Source organism: Streptomyces sp. NPDC002795, assembly GCF_042888725.1.
In the GTDB taxonomy this organism is placed as follows: domain Bacteria; phylum Actinomycetota; class Actinomycetes; order Streptomycetales; family Streptomycetaceae; genus Streptomyces.
Genome location: NZ_JBIAQB010000003.1, coordinates 488,065 through 504,082 on the forward strand (window position 1 = coordinate 488,065; position 16,018 = coordinate 504,082).

Sequence of the window (16,018 nt, forward strand, 5' to 3'; positions counted from 1 at the left end):
GCGGCGGTGACCGGGGTATCGCGCGGTCACCCGGGTGCCGGCACGTACACGGTGAGCGCACGGGGTGACTTGTCGATGATGAGCGTGTCGGCGGCTGGACTGACTTCCCCGTCGCGGGTGTAGTCCCCGGTCTGTCCCACTGCGTCGATACGTAGCCGGGTCGCTGTGGTCGCCTGGTAGACGCGGGAGCGGGCGAGGGTTCCGGTGAGGAACGCGGTGACGAGTCGCGTGCGGGCGAAGGGGTGCCTTCCGTCGACGATACGGAGGTCGAGCAGACCGTCGTCGAGGCTGCGGCGGTAGGAGGGGGCGAAACCCGAGGGTTCATAACGGCTGTTGCCGACGAAGAGAAGCCACAGTCGACGGCGGCGCCCGTCGATGGTGACCTCGTTGGGCGTGCCGTCGGCCAGGACACGCAGGAGACCCACGCAGAGTGCGGGCCATTTGCCGAGGCGGCGCTCGCGGGCTTCGCGGGCCCGGACGAGTTCTGGGTAGACGCCGATGCTGAAGGTGTTGAGGAAGTACATGCCGGGGCCGTCGCCGGTGACCCGGCCGAGGTCGACGGCTCCGCCGCAGCCCGACTCCACGGCCTGCGCGGTGGACTTGAGCGTCGGCAGCCCGAGATCGGTGGCGAAGTGGTTGAGGGTGCCGCCGGGGAACACCGCGAGTGGCAGTCCGCTCTCGGCGGCCAGGATCGCCGCCGCATTGACCGTTCCGTCGCCGCCGACCACGCCGAGCGCACCATCCGGTCGGGCGAGGACGTCCTTGGCGGCTCTCCTGAGCACATGATGAAGATCGACGCCGTTCTCACAGACTCGTATCTCCGCCTGTGGCAGGAGAGTTCGCAGTTCGGCCTCCGCCGGGGTGTCGCCGCCCGCCCCGTTGTTGACGACCGCGATCAGCCCGCGGCCCGCGGGGAGCGCGGGGACGGGGACGTTCGGCCGGGCGGCGTCGGCAGGCTGGTCCATGAGCAGCGGCCACCAGCGGCAGGTGGCCACCGCCACGCCCGTCCCGAGCACGGCACCCTCGAGAACGGCCGCCGGAGAGCGGGTGCCAGTACGGGCGGCGGTGACCACCGTGGCGAGGGGAGCGAGGGCGGCCCCCAGCCAGGGTGACTCCAGCGTCGCGGCCGTCACGAACGCTGCGGCTGCGGCCGTGTGCCTGCAGGGCAGCGCCGTCACGACGTGCCGCTGGGAAGTCGGCCTGCCCGACGTCGACCTGGCGGCGATGGCGGCTGCTGCTGAGGCCAGTGCCAGTGACACGGTGCCGCGCAGGGCGGCGCGCCGTGCACGGCGGTTGCCAGAGACGGCCATGGCGGCCGCACCGCTCAGCCATGGCAGCAAAGGGTGGGCCGAGACCGCATGTTCGACGTGCCGCGTGCCGGGCAAGCGGAGATCTGTCATGCCGACCGGGTACCCGCCACGGTGACGGGCACGCGGTCGGCCGCCCGCCGGCTCCGACCGCGGAAGCTCTGCTGAGCGCCCGTATCCAGCTATCATGCGGATGCCGTACGAGACCTCCGCCGGGTCGTTCCGTTTGGTGTTGTCGGCCGCGGCTACCCGGCGTGCACAGCCCGAAGTGCGGGCTCATCCACCGGAAGGCACCTCATGTCCACCGGTTTCCTCATCATCCTGCTCGTCGTGGTGGTCCTCATCGCCGGACTGCTCGCCGTCAAGTTCCGTGCGGGCGCGGGCGCGAGCGGACTGCGCCGTCGATTCGGCCCGGAGTACGAGCGGACCGTGGCCCAGTACGACGGTGACACCAAAGCCGCCAAGAAGGACCTCGACGGCCGGCTCCACCGCCACAGTGACCTGAAGATCCACCCGCTGACGGCAGAGGCATACGACCAGTACACCGCTGAATGGTCCTACGCCCAGGAGGAGTTCGTGGACGATCCGGCCAAGGCGGCCACCCACGCCGACGGGATCCTCGGCGAACTCGTCCGTCAGCGCGGCTTCCCGGCCGACCCGTTCCGGGAGCAGCTCGCCGCGCTCTCGGTGCACCACCCGCAGCACGTCGACAGCTACCGCCGGCTGCACGCCGCCGTCCACTGCACCGACGGAGGACGGGCCCGGACGGAGGAGCTGCGCGACCTCTTCGTACACGCCCGCGCGTTCTACGACGACCTTGTCGGCGACCGGCCCGGGGACGCGGACACACACCACGACACGAACGCGCACCACAGCGACGAATCCGAGCGGCGCCCCTGGGGGACCCTGCGGCACCGTGACACCAGCCGAGGGAGTACACCATGACCGAGCCCAAGGAATCCGCGGACAGGCGCGAGACCCATCAATTCGCGCGCAGGCCGGCCCCTCAGGAAGCCATGTCGATGTCCGAACCCCGGCAGCCGGCCCCTGTTCCGGAGCCCGGCACGGCGCTCGCGTCAGGTGACCGCGACAAGTTGCAGACGCGCCTCCAGCACGCCGTCAACGGCTTCGTGGACGCACCGCGACCGGCGGTCGAGGAAGCCGACGCACTGCTCGGCGAACTCATCGCCAAGGTCGGCCAGATCCTCGGTGAGCGCCACGCCATGATGCGCGAGTCCTGGCAGCAATCGGCCGGTGATCCTGACACCGAGGGTCTGCGCACTGCACTGCGCGAATACCGCAGCCTCTCCGAACGACTCCTGCGTCTCTGATTTGCGTCTCTGACTGGAGGTTCCCCGGTCCGTGCGAAGTTCCCGGCAGGCTGTTTGAGGGCGCCCTGTCCGGGAACTCGCCCGTCGTGCTTCGGACCGGAGGCGCTCCGTGGGAGCAACTGAGGTTGCTCCCCAGCGTGGCGGTCCACACGCTCCCACGGTGAGGGACACCACATACCGGGGAGACACGCACCCATGACATACGTACGCGCACAGAGCACACGAAGCGTACGCAGTACCCATCCCCATGACGACGCCCCGGACACCACGGCCGCGCTCGCCCGTATCGCCACCCTGCCCGACGGCCCGGAGAAATCCGCACTGCAGCAGGAGGTGGTGTGTGCCTGGATGCCGATGGCCGTCCGGCTCGCCCGTCGATACCGGCATCGAGGGGAGTCCTCCGAGGACCTTGTGCAGGTCGCCCACCTGGGCCTGGTCAAGGCGGTCTCCCGCTTCGACCCGAGCCGCGGTGCCGCGTTTCAGAGCTTTGCCATTCCGACCATCCTCGGCGCGATGAAACGGCACTTCCGGGACGGCCTCTGGGGGCTGCATGTGCCGCGGCGCGTACAGGAGTTGCGCATGAAGGTCAGGGCCGCGAGCCGGGAACTGGGCTGTTCGCTCGACGCGCGAGGGGCCTCGGTCCAGGAGATCGCGACGTACACGGGCCTGTCCGAGGACGAGGTACGCCTCGGACAAGGGGCCTTGGAGAGTTTCGCCCTGCTGTCACTGGATGCCGGGCCCGTCCTCTCAGACGAGAGTCGTACCTTGGCCGACACTCTCGGTGTCGTCGATCCCGGCTTCGACTGGATCGTCGACCGTGAGGCCCTTCGGCCGCTGCTGAAGGCGCTGCCCGAGCGCGAGCGGCAGATCCTCTATCTGAGGTTCTTTCGTGAGATGACGCAGCGCGGCATCGCCGAGCAGTTCGGCATCTCCCAGATGCACGTTTCCCGCCTGATCAGCGGCACTTGTGCGCGCCTGCGCGACCAGGTGATGGCCGAGACCGGAGGCCGACGGGCTGAAGAACGCATCGTGATGTGAGGCCGAAGAAGAGGGCGGGGCCCGATCACGCGTCCTCAGCGGGCAGGATCGCGAAGAACAGGACGCTCTCCGCCATTGGGTGGGTTCACTGTCGGCGGTCGTCGAGGCGGTGGGGGTCAGGCACCCAGGCCGGCGAGCGGCTCGTCATCGTTGATGAAGGCGCGGGCCACATCGGACAGGCGCTGGTTGCGGGTGCGGGCGTAGCGGCGCAGCGCGCTGAAGGCTTGTTCCATGTCGATGTTCTGGCGTTCGGCGAGTTTGCCCTTGGCCTGTTCGATCAGCACGCGGCTGTTGAGCGCGGCCTGGAGCTGCTCGTTGAGGATCGTGCTGCGCTGGGTCGAACGTTGCTGCAACAGACTGATGGTCGCGACATCCGCCAGGGCCTGGGCGACGGACGCGCCGAGCGGGTCGAAGGGGCCTGGGGCGGCTCGGAAGAGGTTGAGGGCGCCGATCACCTCGTCCCGCAGGCGCATCGGCACGGCCTGCACCGCGCCGAACCCGCACAGGGCAGCCGCCTCGGTGAATCGGGGCCACCGCGCAGCCTGCGTGCTCAAGTCCGCCACGGTCACCGGTGCGCCGCCTTGGAAACACTCCAGGCAAGGGCCCTCGTCGCTCTGGAGCTGGAAGAGTTCCAGGAGACGTACCTGCTCGTCGGAGGCCGCCATGACACGCAGTTCGCCATCGTGATCGGCGAGAAGCACACCAGCAGCTGTCGCGTCGAACATGTCCACACAGCGGTCGCTCAACAGGCGCAGGAAATCGATCAGATCGAAGTCGGCGACCAAGTTGTCGGCCAGTTCGACGAAGGTCTGGGCCAGCAGTTGCTCATTCATCGGACGCACCCTTGATGGAGAGTAGTACCGCTCTGACGGGGCGGGAAGTGCAGCGAGTGCATGTGCCGATCGAGCAGGACGTCAGTCATCGCGATCGGCCGGGTCCGTGTCGTCAGCGAGGTGGAGCCGCTGGGACACCACATCGGTGGCGACATCGGCGAGGTGGCGGCCATGGGCGAAGGCGTAGGCGCGCAGACGGATGAAGGCATCCTCGATGCCGATGCCGAGCTGAATCGTGAGAACTCCGGTGGCCTGATCTATCTCGGCCCGGTATCCGCCCACGTCCTCCGTGTCTTCGTGCGCGGTGTCCTCGTCGCGTGGCGCTCCTGTCGCGTCGATCTGTGTGTCGAGCAGGACGAGGGTGGCCATGTCGGCGAAGGCCAGGGCATCGGCCAGTTCCTCCACGTTCAGCGTGCCGGGTGCGTGGGCGTACAGATCGAGTACGCCTGGGCTGATCGCCCCGACCTGCAAGGGGAAGGAGAAGACCGCGCGTGCTCCGGCCTCCAGGGCCGCATCGGCGAACACCGGCCAGTGGTCCTGCAGATCACCGTTCCGCAGATCAGGCGTCAGGACGGCGGACTGCTGCGTGAAGGCCGCCACGCAGGGCCCCTCGCCGAGAGTGAGCTGCAGTTCCTCCAACCGGCCGCTGATCTCGTCGGTACTGCACAGGGGATGGCTCGCCGCGGTCTCGGACATCGCGGACACCCCGGCTCCGCTGACCGGTAACGACGCCACCGCTGCCGTGCACACGTCCACCACGCCGACCCGACCGCCTCGCTGGGCCGCTTGTTCGGCGACCAGCGACTGGATCCGGGCCGACCGGCCGATGGGCCTCATTCGGGCCAACCGGTCCAGGTATGGAGGGCAAGTCCCTCTAACCTCTGTGTTGTTCGTTCCCCGACGGGCAGCACGAGCACCCGAAACACCATGGGACCGGCGGGGCGCCAGATGTCTCCGAGGTCCTGCCATCCCCGGGACCGTATGGAATCGAGAGCAGGGTGATCATCCTGAGCCACCAGGGTGACGCCCAGCGACGCCTGGTGATCGGCGAGCAACCGCTCCTGCAGACGGCGGGCCACCTCCAACTCCTGGGCATGCGGGCGGACCAGAAGATGGGTGATCGCGAACACGCAGCCGGACTTGGTGAGTTGCTCGACGCCGAGCGGTAGCGCGCCGTCGAAGCCGTGCCACCAGAGGCTGTCGCTGCGGACCGGGAAGCCGAACGCGCACCCCGCCAAGTCCACTGTCTCCGCGATCACCATGGCGAATCCAGGCCGCCGGGCATCGCCACTGAGACGGCTCAGGAAGTCGAGACGGCTGTGGCTTCGCAAGGACTCGCTGGGAGGTGTCGCGCAGGACTCCTCGTACAGGTCGGCGAGGTCCTCGCGCATGTCTTCCGCCAGCCAGCGGTTCACCCGACGTACACGCACTCCGTCCTTGGCGGGTGATCCCTCGCTGCCGGGCTTTCGTGACAGCCCGCGGCCGGGCCGGGCCTTCACAGCACACCGCCCGAGGCGACAGGGGCGACAGGGGCGAGGCGGCGCAGGGTCTCGAAGCAGGGCACCGGCAGCGTTGCCGGCATGGGGGCGGGAACCGGGTTCGAGAGGAGGAACGAGCAGCGGGCGAGGGAGATCATCCGGGTCAGCATGGGTGGGGGGTAGTGGAGTTGGAGGGATCCGTCGGCCGCGCTGACCTGCTGTGCCGCCTCGATGAAGGTGTTGAGGCCTGTGCAGTCGCAGAAGACGACACGGGTGAGGTCGATGTCGAATGTGCGGATCCCGTCGCGCAGACACCCCTCCAGCGTCTTGCGCAGCAGGGGTACGGACTCCATGTCGATCTCACCGGCCAGGGTGATCAGGGCCCGGCTGTTCCGGTCGTGCCGGTAGACGTTCAACTGCGGCAGGGGCATGACGCCTCGGTTCGGAAGACCCGCCGGACAGAGTCACACAGTGGAACCGGGGTTCCCGGAACCTGAGTGTGCTTTCGGCGGGGTGCTGCGTGGCGGAGGCAGACGGAAGCGGTCCAGCAGAACAGGAATCCGCACAGCCCGTCCTAGGAGATGCGCCGAGTGAGGGACGAAGATTCAGCTCCCCGTGGCCATCCATGTGAAACGACAATGAGCCGCCGGGGTCTGGGACGTCCGACTCTCAGCATAGTCCCCGGACCGGCCCGACGGACGGTCGCAAGGCGTGCACGTTTGCAATGGGGTGACAGTGGCCGAGGCGAGGTGGCTCTTTCGAGATTTTCGTCAAGTCCGTCATGCGGCAGGACGCGCTTCTCAGCAGGGGAAGCCCGGAAGGTTCCCCCATTGGGCTCTGCGGCGGGCAGCGGGGGTGATGTGGCACGGGGCAGGAGGCCGGCGCGCGGGTACGTGGCGGTGACACCGTGCGTCTGCTCGCGTCCCGTGGTGATCACGAGGTCGCGCCATTTGGTGTTCTTCGCGTGCTCGTCGGGGTTGGGCGGCGGCAGGGCGCGGATCGCCGCGAACACCGCGGCGTGCACGGCGGTGGAGAAGGAGGTGGGGGATCAGGCGGCGAGAGTGAAGGTGTCGGGGGTTGAGGGCGATGTCGGGGTGTGGGGCGAGGAGGTGGCACGCGAGCAGCGGGGGTACGGCGGTGCCGATCTGCGAGAACGGGTGGCCCTTGTTCCTGCCCACGGGTAGTCGGCGGGGAAGGTCTGAAGGAGGCCCGTCTCGCGTGTGGTGATCCGGATCGGCTCCGGCACCGCCAGGGTTGTTCAGTTGCCGGGGTCCGGGGCGTCACGGCGCACGCCAGCTCTCGGCGCATTCTCTGACCAGATGTCAAGTGGCCATCTGCGCCCCGCGCCCCACAGAAAAGCGGTGATGACGCACCGTATCCACATCCTCTGGGCAGGACTACGCTGTGAAGTGCGGCCCCGGACCCCGGCAGCGGCGTCCTATCCGGCTTCCGAGCAGGCCCACCATGCTGGCCCTGCTGTTCATCCTCCTCGCGGGCCCCTTCGGGCTCGGCGTCCTCAACCCCCTGTGGTGGGCGGCCGCAGCCGCACTGATCTTCGGTCTCCTCCACTACCGCCGAGGCGGTAGGGACCACCGCGATCGTCAGGACCGCTGGGACCACGCGCACCACGGGTGACCTGGGGGCAGCATGCCCCGACACTCCGGGCGACATCAGTCGGGCCGGACCTGCGCAACTCGGCGAGAGGCAACTGCCATGTGGCGGATGGCCACGATCCACGAAGCCCGGTGGAATCTGACGGTCGATGCTACGTGCGGGCGGTCGTCGACCAGGCGTGCGGCATGGTGGTAACTCTGACCACGTGCCGCCGCACGGCAGCGAGGGGACTGCGGGTGGACCGCGGGTGGATGTCGCGCGGTAACGCGATCCCAAGCTCCGAGAGAGTCCCCCCGGCAGCCCTGCTCGCCACCAGGGCGGACGAGGCGCTGGCCGTGCAGATGCGGCGTGCCTTGCGCCACACCAACCAGACAGGCCCTCCGGAAGGAAGACGTCATGATTCACGCAGCCGATGTCCGGGAGTGGCGGGACCTTACCGTCGTCGACACCGCGGCACGCAAGATCGGGGTCCTCGAAGCGGTCTACGTGGACACCACCACCGACCAACCGGCCATGGCCACCGTGCGCGCCGGACTGCCCACCCGGCGGCGGCTGTTCTTCGTCTCCCTCGACGATGCGATCGCCGGCCCGGACTACCTCAAAGTCACCTATGCCAAGGCCCTGGTGACGACGGCCCCCTCGATCGGCACCGACGACGTCCTGCCCGCAGCGGGCGAGGAAGCGATCTTCAAGCACTACGGGCTGCCCTACGAGCCCGGCGCGGCCGGGGAGCGTCAACTCGCCCGCCGTTAAAGGCCCTTCGGGGGCGCTTGCAAAGGCCCCTCGTCACTACGTTGTGAGGTAGGCGTCATGCACCAACCGACCATGACCCACGGGGAACGGCGCCTGTTGACGGCTGAGGGTTCAGCGGTGGATACGGCTCTGGTCGCCGAGATCGCTGAACTACGAGCAGAGAACGACCAGTTGAACACGGCGTTGTCGAGTCGTACGGTGATCGACCAGGCGCGGGGCATGATCATGGCCCTGGCGTTCTGTTCCAGCGAGAGGGCCTGGGGCCTGCTGGTGGACGTCTCGCAGCACTGCAACATCAAGCTCCGGGACGTGGCCGTCGCCTTGACCGTCACGGTCCAGGGCGAGCCGCTCCCCGAGAAGATGCGGCACGAGGTGGGCCGCGCACTGAAGCGCCTCAACGCCGGGTGCTGACTGCTTGAGTTGTCGGGGAGGGCTCTCGTCGAACCGCGTCGGGTGGCTGCCGGTGCAGCAGCGAGAGCCCGTACGATCCAACTTCCGACTGGTGCATGGGAGTTGTCCGCTTGTCGCTGTAGCGGATGGCGTACGGGTGTGCGTACCGGCTCTGCGCCCCGGCCCCTCTCCGGGGGCCTTAGCAGGTGGCGCTCGTCGACGTCTGCCCGTTCCCCGCCAGTATCGATGGAGCCGCTCCGCCTGGCACGTGTTGCGAGGGTGCGGATCCCGACGGCGGCCTGGGAGAGGACTCCGTCGGCCAGCCGAGGAGGCGGGCGCCGATCACCGCGGTCTGCAACGTGTAACGGTCGGCCGGGACCGCCGGGTCGATGCCCGTGAGCTGATGGATGCGGGCGAGGCGATACGTGAAGGCCCGCACGCTGAGGGACAGTTGACGGGCGGCCTCCGCCGACACGCAGCCGGAGTCGAAGTACGCCATGAGAGTGTCGATCAGTGGCTGGGCGCCGCCCCGCGCGTGGTGCAGCGGCCCCAGCGTGTTGTGGACCAGGTCGGTCATGGCCTGCCGGTCACGGGTGAGGACGGGGTACACGAGGAGGTCGGCCGAGCGCAGCACCGGCGTGTCGAGGTCGAGGCGGGTGGCCAGGTCGAGCGCGCCCAGCGCCTCTTCGTACGACTGGACGACACCGCCCGGACCCGACTGCGGACGGCCGATGGCGACCTGGCCCCCGCCGTCCGCGGCGGCGTAGGCCTGCTTGGCGAAGTAGGTGAGGACCTCCGTCTGGTCGCCGGGGGCGATGCAGACGAGCCGCCCTTCCTTGGTGGTCAGCAGGATGTTCCGGTTGCCGAAGCGTGCGATCACCGCGCGTTCGATCTCGCGCGCGACGGTGTCACCTTCCTCGTACGCACTGTCGCCGCGGGCCACCGCGATCGCGTGCTCGCCGGCCAGGCGCAGCCCGAAACGCTCGGCGCGCTCGGCGAGTTGGCCGAGGTCGCTGCGGCCGTAGAGCAGGTCGTCGATGAACTCGCGGCGCGCCGCTTCCTCCCGGCGCATCGTCTGCCGCTGCGCGCGCTCGTAGCCTTCGGCGAACGCGTCGATGGCCTGGGCACCCGCCGCGACGACGGCGTCGACCGTCACCCTGGTGCCCAGGTTGCCGGTGTGCGTGCGCGCGAGATGGGCGGCGACCAGGGCACGCAGCCCGAGGCCGGCCTCCGCGGCGCGTTCGCCCAGCGCGCGGCGCGCGTCGAGTTCGTCCCGGGTCAGCCGCCGCCCGGTGGCGGAGGCGTCGGCCACCGCCTCGACGTACCCGTCCAGGTACTCGTCGGGGACGTCCTGCTGCGACGCCATGCCCACCCCCATTCGTGGTGCCGTGTGCTCCCCGTACGTTTTAGCGGATGCGCAAGTAGGCATCAAAATCGCGTCAAGATTGCCGGGATCCGGAAGTTACTTCAGGTGGTTGCCCATGACAACATCCGGGGCAAGCACGCGGAACAGCGGTGACCAGGGAGGCCAGTGACATGACGTGGTTTCTCGGCCTCGGCATCGCGGGAGTGGTGCTGCTCGCACTGTCCCTGGTGCTGGACGGGGTGCTGGAGGGGCTCTTCGACGGAGTCGGGGTCCTGGACGGGCTCTTCGACGGACTGCTGTCGCTGCCCGTGATCGCGGGCTTCGTGTCGATGCTCGGGTTCGGCGGCGCGATCGTGCTCGGCACCACCGACCTCGGTGCCGGCCCCGCCACAGCCGTCGGTGCCGTCGCGGGGGGCGGCGCCGGCTGGCTGACGTGGAAGCTGACCCGCGCGCTGATGCGGGACCAGACCGCGACAACGCCCCGCGGCGACGACCTCGTCGGCAGCGCGGGCACCGTGGTCACCGCCATCCCGGTCGACGGATACGGCGAGGTGCTGCTGCACCTCGCGGGGCAGCCGACGAAGTTCTCGGCGAAGAGCGCGATCGCGGTCGCCCGCGGTGCCGAGGTGTGGGTGGCGGACATCCTGTCGCCGACCTCGGTCGAGGTCCGTGCTGTCGACCGCTGACCACCGTTCGTACGCACATCGCGAACCATCACGAACCATCACCAACCGACTGTCGCCTGCCGGGAGGCGAGGGGGCAGAGGGGGAAGCCATCATGAGCCCTGTCACCATCGCCGTGGCCGGAGTCGTCGTACTCCTGGTCCTGCTGGCACTCGTCGTCATCACCCGCTACAAGGTCGCGGGGCCCAGCCAGGCGTTCATCGTCACCGGGCGGCGCGGCAAGAAGTCCACCGACCCGGAGACCGGCCACGTCATCACCGACAACAGCGGCCAGAAGGTCGTGGTTGGCGGCGGCGTCTTCGTCGTCCCGTTCGTGCAGCAGAAGTTCACCCTCGACCTGTCCTCGCGGCACATCCCCGTCGCGGTGCGCGGCGCGGTCACCCTGCGCGGCGTGAAGGCGCACCTCGAAGGCGTCGCGATCGTCAAGGTCGGCGGCACCGAGGACTCGATACGGGCGGCCGCCCAGCGCTTCCTGATGCAGCAGGACGGCATCGTCGGCTTCACCCAGGAAGTGCTGTCCGGCGCGCTGCGCTCCATCGTCGGACGCATGTCGGTGGAGGACGTCATCCGCGACCGGGCCGCGTTCGCCGGGCAGGTCGCCGAGGAGGCGGAGGCGTCGCTGTCCGGGCAGGGCCTGGTCCTGGACGCCTTCCAGATCCAGGACATCACCACCGAGGGCTCCTACCTGGAGGACCTCGGCAGGCCCGAGGCCGCCCGCGCCAAGCAGGAGGCCGACATCGCCGAGGCCGTCGCGCGCCGCGCGTCCGAACAGGCGCGGCTGAAGGCCGAGGAGGAGATCGCGATCGCGCAGCGCACGTTCGCGCTGAAGCAGGCCGAGATCAAGGCGGCGACCGACCAGGCCTCCGCGCAGGCGAACGCGGCGGGCCCGCTCGCCGAAGCGGCCCGGCAGCAGGAAGTGCTGACCGAGCAGGAAAAGGTGGCGCAGCGTCAGGCAGCCCTGACCGACCGGGAGTTGGACACGAAGGTCCGCAAGCCCGCCGACGCCGCCCGCTACCAGGCCGAACAGGAGGCCGAGGCCCGCCGGATCGGCCTGGTCAAGCAGGCCGAGGCGGACGCCGAGCGGGCCCGCCTGACCGGTGAGGGCGAGAAGGCGCACCGTGCCGCGCTCGCGGACGCGGTCCGTATCGAGGGCGAGTCCGAGGCGGCGGCGATCGGCGCGAAGGGCGCCGCCGAGGCCGAGGCCATGCGGAAGAAGGCCGACGCGTTCGCTCAGTACGGCGACGCGGCCGTGCTGCAGATGCTGGTCGAGGTGCTGCCGCAGGTCGTCGCGAAGGCGTCCGAACCGCTGGGCGCCGTCGACAAGATGACGGTGATCTCCACGGACGGGGCGAGCCAGCTGACCCGTACGGTCGCCGACAACGTGGCGCAGGGAGTGGAACTCCTGAACTCCACCACCGGAGTCGACCTCGCCGCGCTTCTGAAGAACATCACCGGAGGAAGCGGGAAGACCGCGGAGCCGGCGGGCGCCCCGGAATCGGTGAACGGCCACATCGAGATCACCGACTGAGCGGCGTTGGGCGAGGAGACACGGGGCTACGATGACGGCGCCGTCGCCGACTGTACGGATGTTCAGTGGCGGGGCGCGCACTGAGCGGCCCAGCAGATCGGAGCATCGTGTCCACTCGCCCCGCAGGTCACAAGGCCATCATCGAGGCCGCCCGCGAAGAGTTCTCCGAACAGGGCTACGGGGCCACCTCGATCCGCGACATCGCGGGGCGCGCCGGAGTCAGCCTGTCCGCGCTGTACTACTACTACAAGGGCAAGCAGGACCTGCTCGTCGCCATCCTCGAAGAGGGCCTCGACGCCTACTTCGGCGCCTGCGGCACCGCCCTCGAAGAGGCCGGGGACGACCCCGCGGAGCAGCTGGAGGCCCTCGTCACCGCGACGGTGCAGTTCCGTATCGAGCACCCGGTCAAGAGCAGCATCGTGCTGACCGAGGGCCGCAGCCTCGAACCCGAGCACCTCGCCCGCTACCGCAAGAACGAGGAGCGCGGCACCCAGCAGTTCCGCGAGGTCATCGAACGGGGCGTCGCCGACGGCACGTTCCTGACCCCCCACCCGGACGACGCCCGCCGCGCCGTCATCGCCATGTGCAACGCCATCGCCCAGTGGTACCGCACCGACGGCGAGGTGACCCCCGACGAACTCGTCGAGCGGTATGTGTCGTTGGCGCTGACGGTGGTGGAGTACCGGCCGCGGTCGGTGCGGCGGGTGGCGCGTAGGTGAGTGCGGTCCGCGCACCGTCGGCGTCCCGCTAAAGTAGTGCGGCTACACCTGATTGTGGGGACAGTCGGGGTACTTGGGGAGGGGCGCTCACAGATGAGCCGTCGTAGTGGGGGAACAGTTGGTGTCTGGGCCGAGATGCAGCGGCAGCAGCAACGCCAGCGGGAGATGGAAGCCAGACGGAGCAGGCACGAAGCGCAGGAAGTGCGCGCCTACCAGAGGCGCGCCGCGCAGAGCCGGCGTGAGTATCAACAGGCAGAGGTGAGGCGTCGCACGGAGGCGTTGGAGACGCAGGTCGTCGCGTTGCAGGGGCTCCTCGCGGCAGGCTGCCGGGCACCCGCGTTCCGCGCGTCCTCCTTGCTGCGCGCCGAAGAGGTGCAACCGTTCTCGCCGGGGCCACTGGCGTACCCACTGCCCATGCCGAACCCGCAGCAGTACCAGGCGCAGGGCGGCTGGACCGCGGGGCGGCGGGCCCATGCGCAGGCCGAGGCGCGGGCGCGGTTCGAACGGGACTGGCATTCCGCCCAGGCCGCCGAGGCGCACCGGCAGCAGCAGCTGGCCGCGTACCAGCGCGAACACGAGCAGCGCAGCGACGCGCACCTGGCGGAGATCCGGCGGCACAACGCCGCGGTGGAAGCAGTGGCCGAGGGGGTGCGGCGCCACGCCCCGGACTCCGTCGTCGAGTACTTCTCGGCCGCGCTCTACGCGTCGTCGGCGTGGCCCGAAGGGTTTCCGCGCCAGGTGACGGCGGCTTACGATCCGGCCGCGCGCCAGCTGGTCCTGGACTGGGAGCTGCCCGCGTACGACATCGTGCCCGAGGCCAAGTCCGTGCGGTACATGGCCGGTGCCGACCAGTACAAGGAGACCGCGCGCCCCGTCGCGCAGCGCCGTGCGCTGTACCGGGAGGTGCTCGCACAGTGCGTACTGCTGGTGGTGCACGAGCTTTTCGCCGCGGACGAGTCGGGGGCCCTGGAGTCGGTGGCCCTGAACGGATTCGTCGACGGCCACGACCCGACGACGGGCCGGCCCGAGCACCTCGTCCTGGCCACAGTGATGGCCACCCGCACCGCGTTCCGCGACCTGCACCTGGCACAGGTCGACGCGTGCGGATGCCTGGTGGACGCGTTGCGGGGACAGCTCTCCGCGCGACCCGACCAGGCCGCTGTGGTCCGGCCAAGCCGACGGCCGCAGGATGTCGGCAGCCGCGTCGTGGCCCATGGCGACGACGACTCGGAACCCGACCTGTACGAGATGGACCCCATCGCGTTCGAGTCGCTCGTCGCCCGGCTCTTCGAGGCCATGGGCATGCAGGCGGTGACGACACAGCGGTCGAACGACGGGGGAGTGGACGTCAGGGCCCTGGATCCGACGCCGATCCGGGGCGGCGACATCGTCGTCCAGGTGAAGCGGTACCGCAAGACGGTGCCACCCACCGCCGTACGTGACCTGTACGGGACGGTGCAGGACGCGGGCGCCAACAAGGGTGTCCTCGTCACCACATCGGGCTTCGGCCCGGGCTCCCACACGTTCGCCAACGGAAAGCCACTGGAGCTGATCGCGGGTGCGGAACTCGTCGACCTGCTCCACCGGCACGGCCTGAGCGGGCAGTTGGGAGGCGGCGCCGGTCGCAGGGACGCGGGGGCGCAGCCGACGCCGGAGCAAAGCCCCGCCCTGCCCGACGACTACAACGTCCTGGGCATGTCGTGGGCAGGAGAGGTCGCCCTGGACGTGTGCGCCCTCGTCTGCCGCGGCTCCCGCGTTCTCGGCGACGGGCACTTCGTCTTCTGCAACAACCCGCGGACACCGGACGGTTCGGTGCGGGCTCTGCCGCCCAACGCCCCGGACAAGGCGGCGATCTGTGTGGCCTTCGACCAACTGCCGAGCGAGGCGGACCGGTTGGTGCTCGTCGCCGCCATCGACCCGGACGTCAACCCCGACGCCGATCTCGCGGGATTCACCCAGGCCCGCATCCGCCTGCTCGACCCGGGCCTCGCGGAACTCGCCCACCTGGAGGTCTCCGACGGGCGCCCGGGTGAGACGGCCCTCGTCCTTGGCTCCTTCCGCCACCGGCCGGGCGGGGACTGGGATTTCGTCCTGGGCGGGAAGGGGTACACCGGAGGCCTGGAGGAACTGGTCCAGGACTTCGGCATCGAGGTCGAGTAGTCCCTCCTGTCAGGGCGTCGGCACCGGCGCGCCCAAGCGGTACCCGTCGTCGGCCGAGAAGGCCGCGGCCACGGTGAAGCGGTCCGCGCGGACCAGGGTCTGGCGCCATTCGACCTGGCGGTGGGAGGCGTCGTGGCCGAGCCGGTCGATCGCGAACAGGGCAGTGGACTCGGGGCAGTCGAGCAGCTTGCGTTCCGCGCGGGTGGGGACGACGGCCCGGATGCGCTCCCAGCCGCCGCTGATGTGCGTACGGCAGTGGCGTTCCAGCTCGTCGTAGAGCGAGGTGTGCGTGAAGTCGACGGACAGGAGTGGGGCGGCGACGTCCGCGGGGAGCCAGACGCGGTCGACGGCGAGCGGCTCCCCGTCGGCGAGACGCAGGCGTTCCAGGTGGACGAGGGGAGTGGACTCCTCAAGGCCGAGGCGGGCGGCGATGACACCGTCGGCGAGCCGGTCGAGGCGGCGGACGACGCTGCGCTGGACGGCGCCGACCTCCTCGACGGAGCGGAAGAGGCTGTACGCCTCGCCGACCTTCTGCTCCAGCGGCCGGCTCGTCGCGAACCGGGACACCCTGCCCCGCTGCGCCGTGACCAGGCCCTCCGCGCGCAGCGTGCGCAGTGCCTCGCGGACGGTGTGCCGACTGACCTGGTACTCGGCGACGAGGTCGTGCTCGCCGGGGAAGACGTCGCGGAACTCGCCGTCCTCAAGGCGTCGCAACAGGTCGGCGCGGAGCTGGGACCACAGCGGCTTGCCCTTGGACCGGGTGAGCGGACGGGGGCCGGACTGTGAGCTGCTGGTGGGCACGGGATGCATGCTCGTC

Annotated in this window: 17 protein-coding genes and 1 pseudogene; 10 read left to right on the plus strand and 8 right to left on the minus strand. The window is 69.8% G+C overall.

What is annotated here, in order from left to right; genetic code table 11:
• Positions 1-26 precede the first annotated feature (26 nt).
• Complete coding sequence (locus ACFYWS_RS11560) at positions 27-1,400, minus strand: diacylglycerol/lipid kinase family protein (protein ID WP_389273121.1); 1,374 nt, start codon at positions 1,398-1,400, stop codon at positions 27-29.
• A gap of 204 nt (positions 1,401-1,604) precedes the next feature.
• Here ACFYWS_RS11560 and ACFYWS_RS11565 point away from each other — a divergent pair, with 204 nt between their 5' ends.
• The 3 genes from ACFYWS_RS11565 (at position 1,605) to ACFYWS_RS11575 (ending at position 3,676) form a co-directional block, all read left to right on the plus strand.
• Positions 1,605-2,252, plus strand: a complete 648-nt coding sequence (locus ACFYWS_RS11565) for a hypothetical protein (RefSeq protein ID WP_389273124.1) — start codon at positions 1,605-1,607, stop codon at positions 2,250-2,252.
• Positions 2,249-2,638 (plus strand): hypothetical protein, encoded by a 390-nt coding sequence (locus ACFYWS_RS11570; RefSeq protein ID WP_389273127.1) that lies wholly within the window; start codon positions 2,249-2,251, stop codon positions 2,636-2,638. Before ACFYWS_RS11565 ends, ACFYWS_RS11570 begins: the two co-directional genes overlap by 4 nt.
• A gap of 195 nt (positions 2,639-2,833) precedes the next feature.
• Complete coding sequence (locus tag ACFYWS_RS11575; protein WP_389273130.1) at positions 2,834-3,676, plus strand: SigB/SigF/SigG family RNA polymerase sigma factor; 843 nt, start codon at positions 2,834-2,836, stop codon at positions 3,674-3,676.
• 116 nt (positions 3,677-3,792) lie between these two features.
• On the opposite strand, the gene ACFYWS_RS11580 is transcribed toward ACFYWS_RS11575, so the two are convergent.
• From ACFYWS_RS11580 to ACFYWS_RS11600, 5 genes and pseudogenes are all read right to left on the minus strand, one after another.
• Complete coding sequence (locus ACFYWS_RS11580) at positions 3,793-4,509, minus strand: ANTAR domain-containing protein (RefSeq protein ID WP_389273133.1); 717 nt, start codon at positions 4,507-4,509, stop codon at positions 3,793-3,795.
• Positions 4,510-4,590: 81 nt separating this feature from the next.
• Positions 4,591-5,205 carry a GAF and ANTAR domain-containing protein gene (locus ACFYWS_RS11585; protein ID WP_389273136.1) on the minus strand — a complete coding sequence of 205 codons (615 nt, stop codon included), beginning with the start codon at positions 5,203-5,205 and terminating at the stop codon, positions 4,591-4,593.
• 137 nt (positions 5,206-5,342) lie between these two features.
• Positions 5,343-5,924 (minus strand): hypothetical protein, encoded by a 582-nt coding sequence (locus ACFYWS_RS11590; RefSeq protein WP_389273139.1) that lies wholly within the window; start codon positions 5,922-5,924, stop codon positions 5,343-5,345.
• Between the two features lie 80 nt (positions 5,925-6,004).
• On the minus strand, positions 6,005-6,418 hold the full coding sequence (locus tag ACFYWS_RS11595; RefSeq protein WP_389273142.1) for an STAS domain-containing protein: 414 nt from the start codon (positions 6,416-6,418) through the stop codon (positions 6,005-6,007).
• Positions 6,419-7,035: 617 nt separating this feature from the next.
• Positions 7,036-7,236, minus strand: a pseudogene (locus ACFYWS_RS11600) (DNA cytosine methyltransferase); the annotation flags it as partial.
• A gap of 215 nt (positions 7,237-7,451) precedes the next feature.
• Here ACFYWS_RS11600 and ACFYWS_RS11605 point away from each other — a divergent pair.
• The 3 genes from ACFYWS_RS11605 to ACFYWS_RS11615 all read left to right on the plus strand — a co-directional run bounded on the left by ACFYWS_RS11605 (position 7,452) and on the right by ACFYWS_RS11615 (position 8,765).
• Entirely contained in the window at positions 7,452-7,622 is a 171-nt protein-coding gene (locus ACFYWS_RS11605) for a hypothetical protein (protein WP_389273145.1), read from the plus strand.
• 375 nt (positions 7,623-7,997) lie between these two features.
• The gene (locus ACFYWS_RS11610; protein ID WP_389273148.1) at positions 7,998-8,354 is read left to right on the plus strand and encodes a PRC-barrel domain-containing protein; all 357 of its coding nucleotides are present in this window, start codon (positions 7,998-8,000) and stop codon (positions 8,352-8,354) included.
• Between the two features lie 117 nt (positions 8,355-8,471).
• Positions 8,472-8,765, plus strand: a complete 294-nt coding sequence (locus ACFYWS_RS11615; protein WP_389273151.1) for an ANTAR domain-containing protein — start codon at positions 8,472-8,474, stop codon at positions 8,763-8,765.
• A gap of 178 nt (positions 8,766-8,943) precedes the next feature.
• Here the strand turns inward: ACFYWS_RS11615 and ACFYWS_RS11620 are convergent, their stop codons facing one another.
• Positions 8,944-10,110, minus strand: a complete 1,167-nt coding sequence (locus tag ACFYWS_RS11620) for a PucR family transcriptional regulator (protein ID WP_389273154.1) — start codon at positions 10,108-10,110, stop codon at positions 8,944-8,946.
• A 170-nt stretch (positions 10,111-10,280) separates the two neighbouring features.
• On the opposite strand from ACFYWS_RS11620, the gene ACFYWS_RS11625 reads away from it, so the two are divergent.
• The 4 genes from ACFYWS_RS11625 to ACFYWS_RS11640 all read left to right on the plus strand — a co-directional run bounded on the left by ACFYWS_RS11625 (position 10,281) and on the right by ACFYWS_RS11640 (position 15,201).
• The gene (locus tag ACFYWS_RS11625; RefSeq protein WP_389273156.1) at positions 10,281-10,796 is read left to right on the plus strand and encodes a hypothetical protein; all 516 of its coding nucleotides are present in this window, start codon (positions 10,281-10,283) and stop codon (positions 10,794-10,796) included.
• A gap of 92 nt (positions 10,797-10,888) precedes the next feature.
• A complete protein-coding gene (locus ACFYWS_RS11630) occupies positions 10,889-12,322 on the plus strand; it encodes a flotillin family protein (RefSeq protein WP_389273159.1) in 1,434 nt (477 codons plus the stop codon).
• 107 nt (positions 12,323-12,429) lie between these two features.
• Positions 12,430-13,041: a TetR/AcrR family transcriptional regulator gene (locus ACFYWS_RS11635; protein WP_389273161.1), complete on the plus strand. Its 612-nt coding sequence runs from the start codon at positions 12,430-12,432 to the stop codon at positions 13,039-13,041.
• A 93-nt stretch (positions 13,042-13,134) separates the two neighbouring features.
• Positions 13,135-15,201, plus strand: a complete 2,067-nt coding sequence (locus ACFYWS_RS11640; RefSeq protein WP_389273164.1) for a restriction endonuclease — start codon at positions 13,135-13,137, stop codon at positions 15,199-15,201.
• A gap of 9 nt (positions 15,202-15,210) precedes the next feature.
• Here ACFYWS_RS11640 and ACFYWS_RS11645 read toward each other — a convergent pair whose 3' ends face one another.
• Entirely contained in the window at positions 15,211-16,011 is an 801-nt protein-coding gene (locus ACFYWS_RS11645) for a GntR family transcriptional regulator (RefSeq protein ID WP_389273167.1), read from the minus strand.
• Between the last annotated feature and the right edge of the window lie 7 nt (positions 16,012-16,018).

What these genes read in the sequence shown, in the direction of transcription:
- ACFYWS_RS11560 (WP_389273121.1), bottom strand. Translation starts at nt 1,400, where the DNA reads ATGACAGATCTCCGCTTGCCCGGCACGCGGCACGTCGAACATGCGGTC.
- ACFYWS_RS11565 (WP_389273124.1), top strand. Translation starts at nt 1,605, where the DNA reads ATGTCCACCGGTTTCCTCATCATCCTGCTCGTCGTGGTGGTCCTCATC.
- ACFYWS_RS11570 (WP_389273127.1), top strand. Translation starts at nt 2,249, where the DNA reads ATGACCGAGCCCAAGGAATCCGCGGACAGGCGCGAGACCCATCAATTC.
- ACFYWS_RS11575 (WP_389273130.1), top strand. Translation starts at nt 2,834, where the DNA reads ATGACATACGTACGCGCACAGAGCACACGAAGCGTACGCAGTACCCAT.
- ACFYWS_RS11580 (WP_389273133.1), bottom strand. Translation starts at nt 4,509, where the DNA reads ATGAATGAGCAACTGCTGGCCCAGACCTTCGTCGAACTGGCCGACAAC.
- ACFYWS_RS11585 (WP_389273136.1), bottom strand. Translation starts at nt 5,205, where the DNA reads ATGTCCGAGACCGCGGCGAGCCATCCCCTGTGCAGTACCGACGAGATC.
- ACFYWS_RS11595 (WP_389273142.1), bottom strand. Translation starts at nt 6,418, where the DNA reads ATGCCCCTGCCGCAGTTGAACGTCTACCGGCACGACCGGAACAGCCGG.
- ACFYWS_RS11605 (WP_389273145.1), top strand. Translation starts at nt 7,452, where the DNA reads ATGCTGGCCCTGCTGTTCATCCTCCTCGCGGGCCCCTTCGGGCTCGGC.
- ACFYWS_RS11610 (WP_389273148.1), top strand. Translation starts at nt 7,998, where the DNA reads ATGATTCACGCAGCCGATGTCCGGGAGTGGCGGGACCTTACCGTCGTC.
- ACFYWS_RS11620 (WP_389273154.1), bottom strand. Translation starts at nt 10,110, where the DNA reads ATGGCGTCGCAGCAGGACGTCCCCGACGAGTACCTGGACGGGTACGTC.
- ACFYWS_RS11625 (WP_389273156.1), top strand. Translation starts at nt 10,281, where the DNA reads ATGACGTGGTTTCTCGGCCTCGGCATCGCGGGAGTGGTGCTGCTCGCA.
- ACFYWS_RS11630 (WP_389273159.1), top strand. Translation starts at nt 10,889, where the DNA reads ATGAGCCCTGTCACCATCGCCGTGGCCGGAGTCGTCGTACTCCTGGTC.
- ACFYWS_RS11640 (WP_389273164.1), top strand. Translation starts at nt 13,135, where the DNA reads ATGAGCCGTCGTAGTGGGGGAACAGTTGGTGTCTGGGCCGAGATGCAG.
- ACFYWS_RS11645 (WP_389273167.1), bottom strand. Translation starts at nt 16,011, where the DNA reads ATGCATCCCGTGCCCACCAGCAGCTCACAGTCCGGCCCCCGTCCGCTC.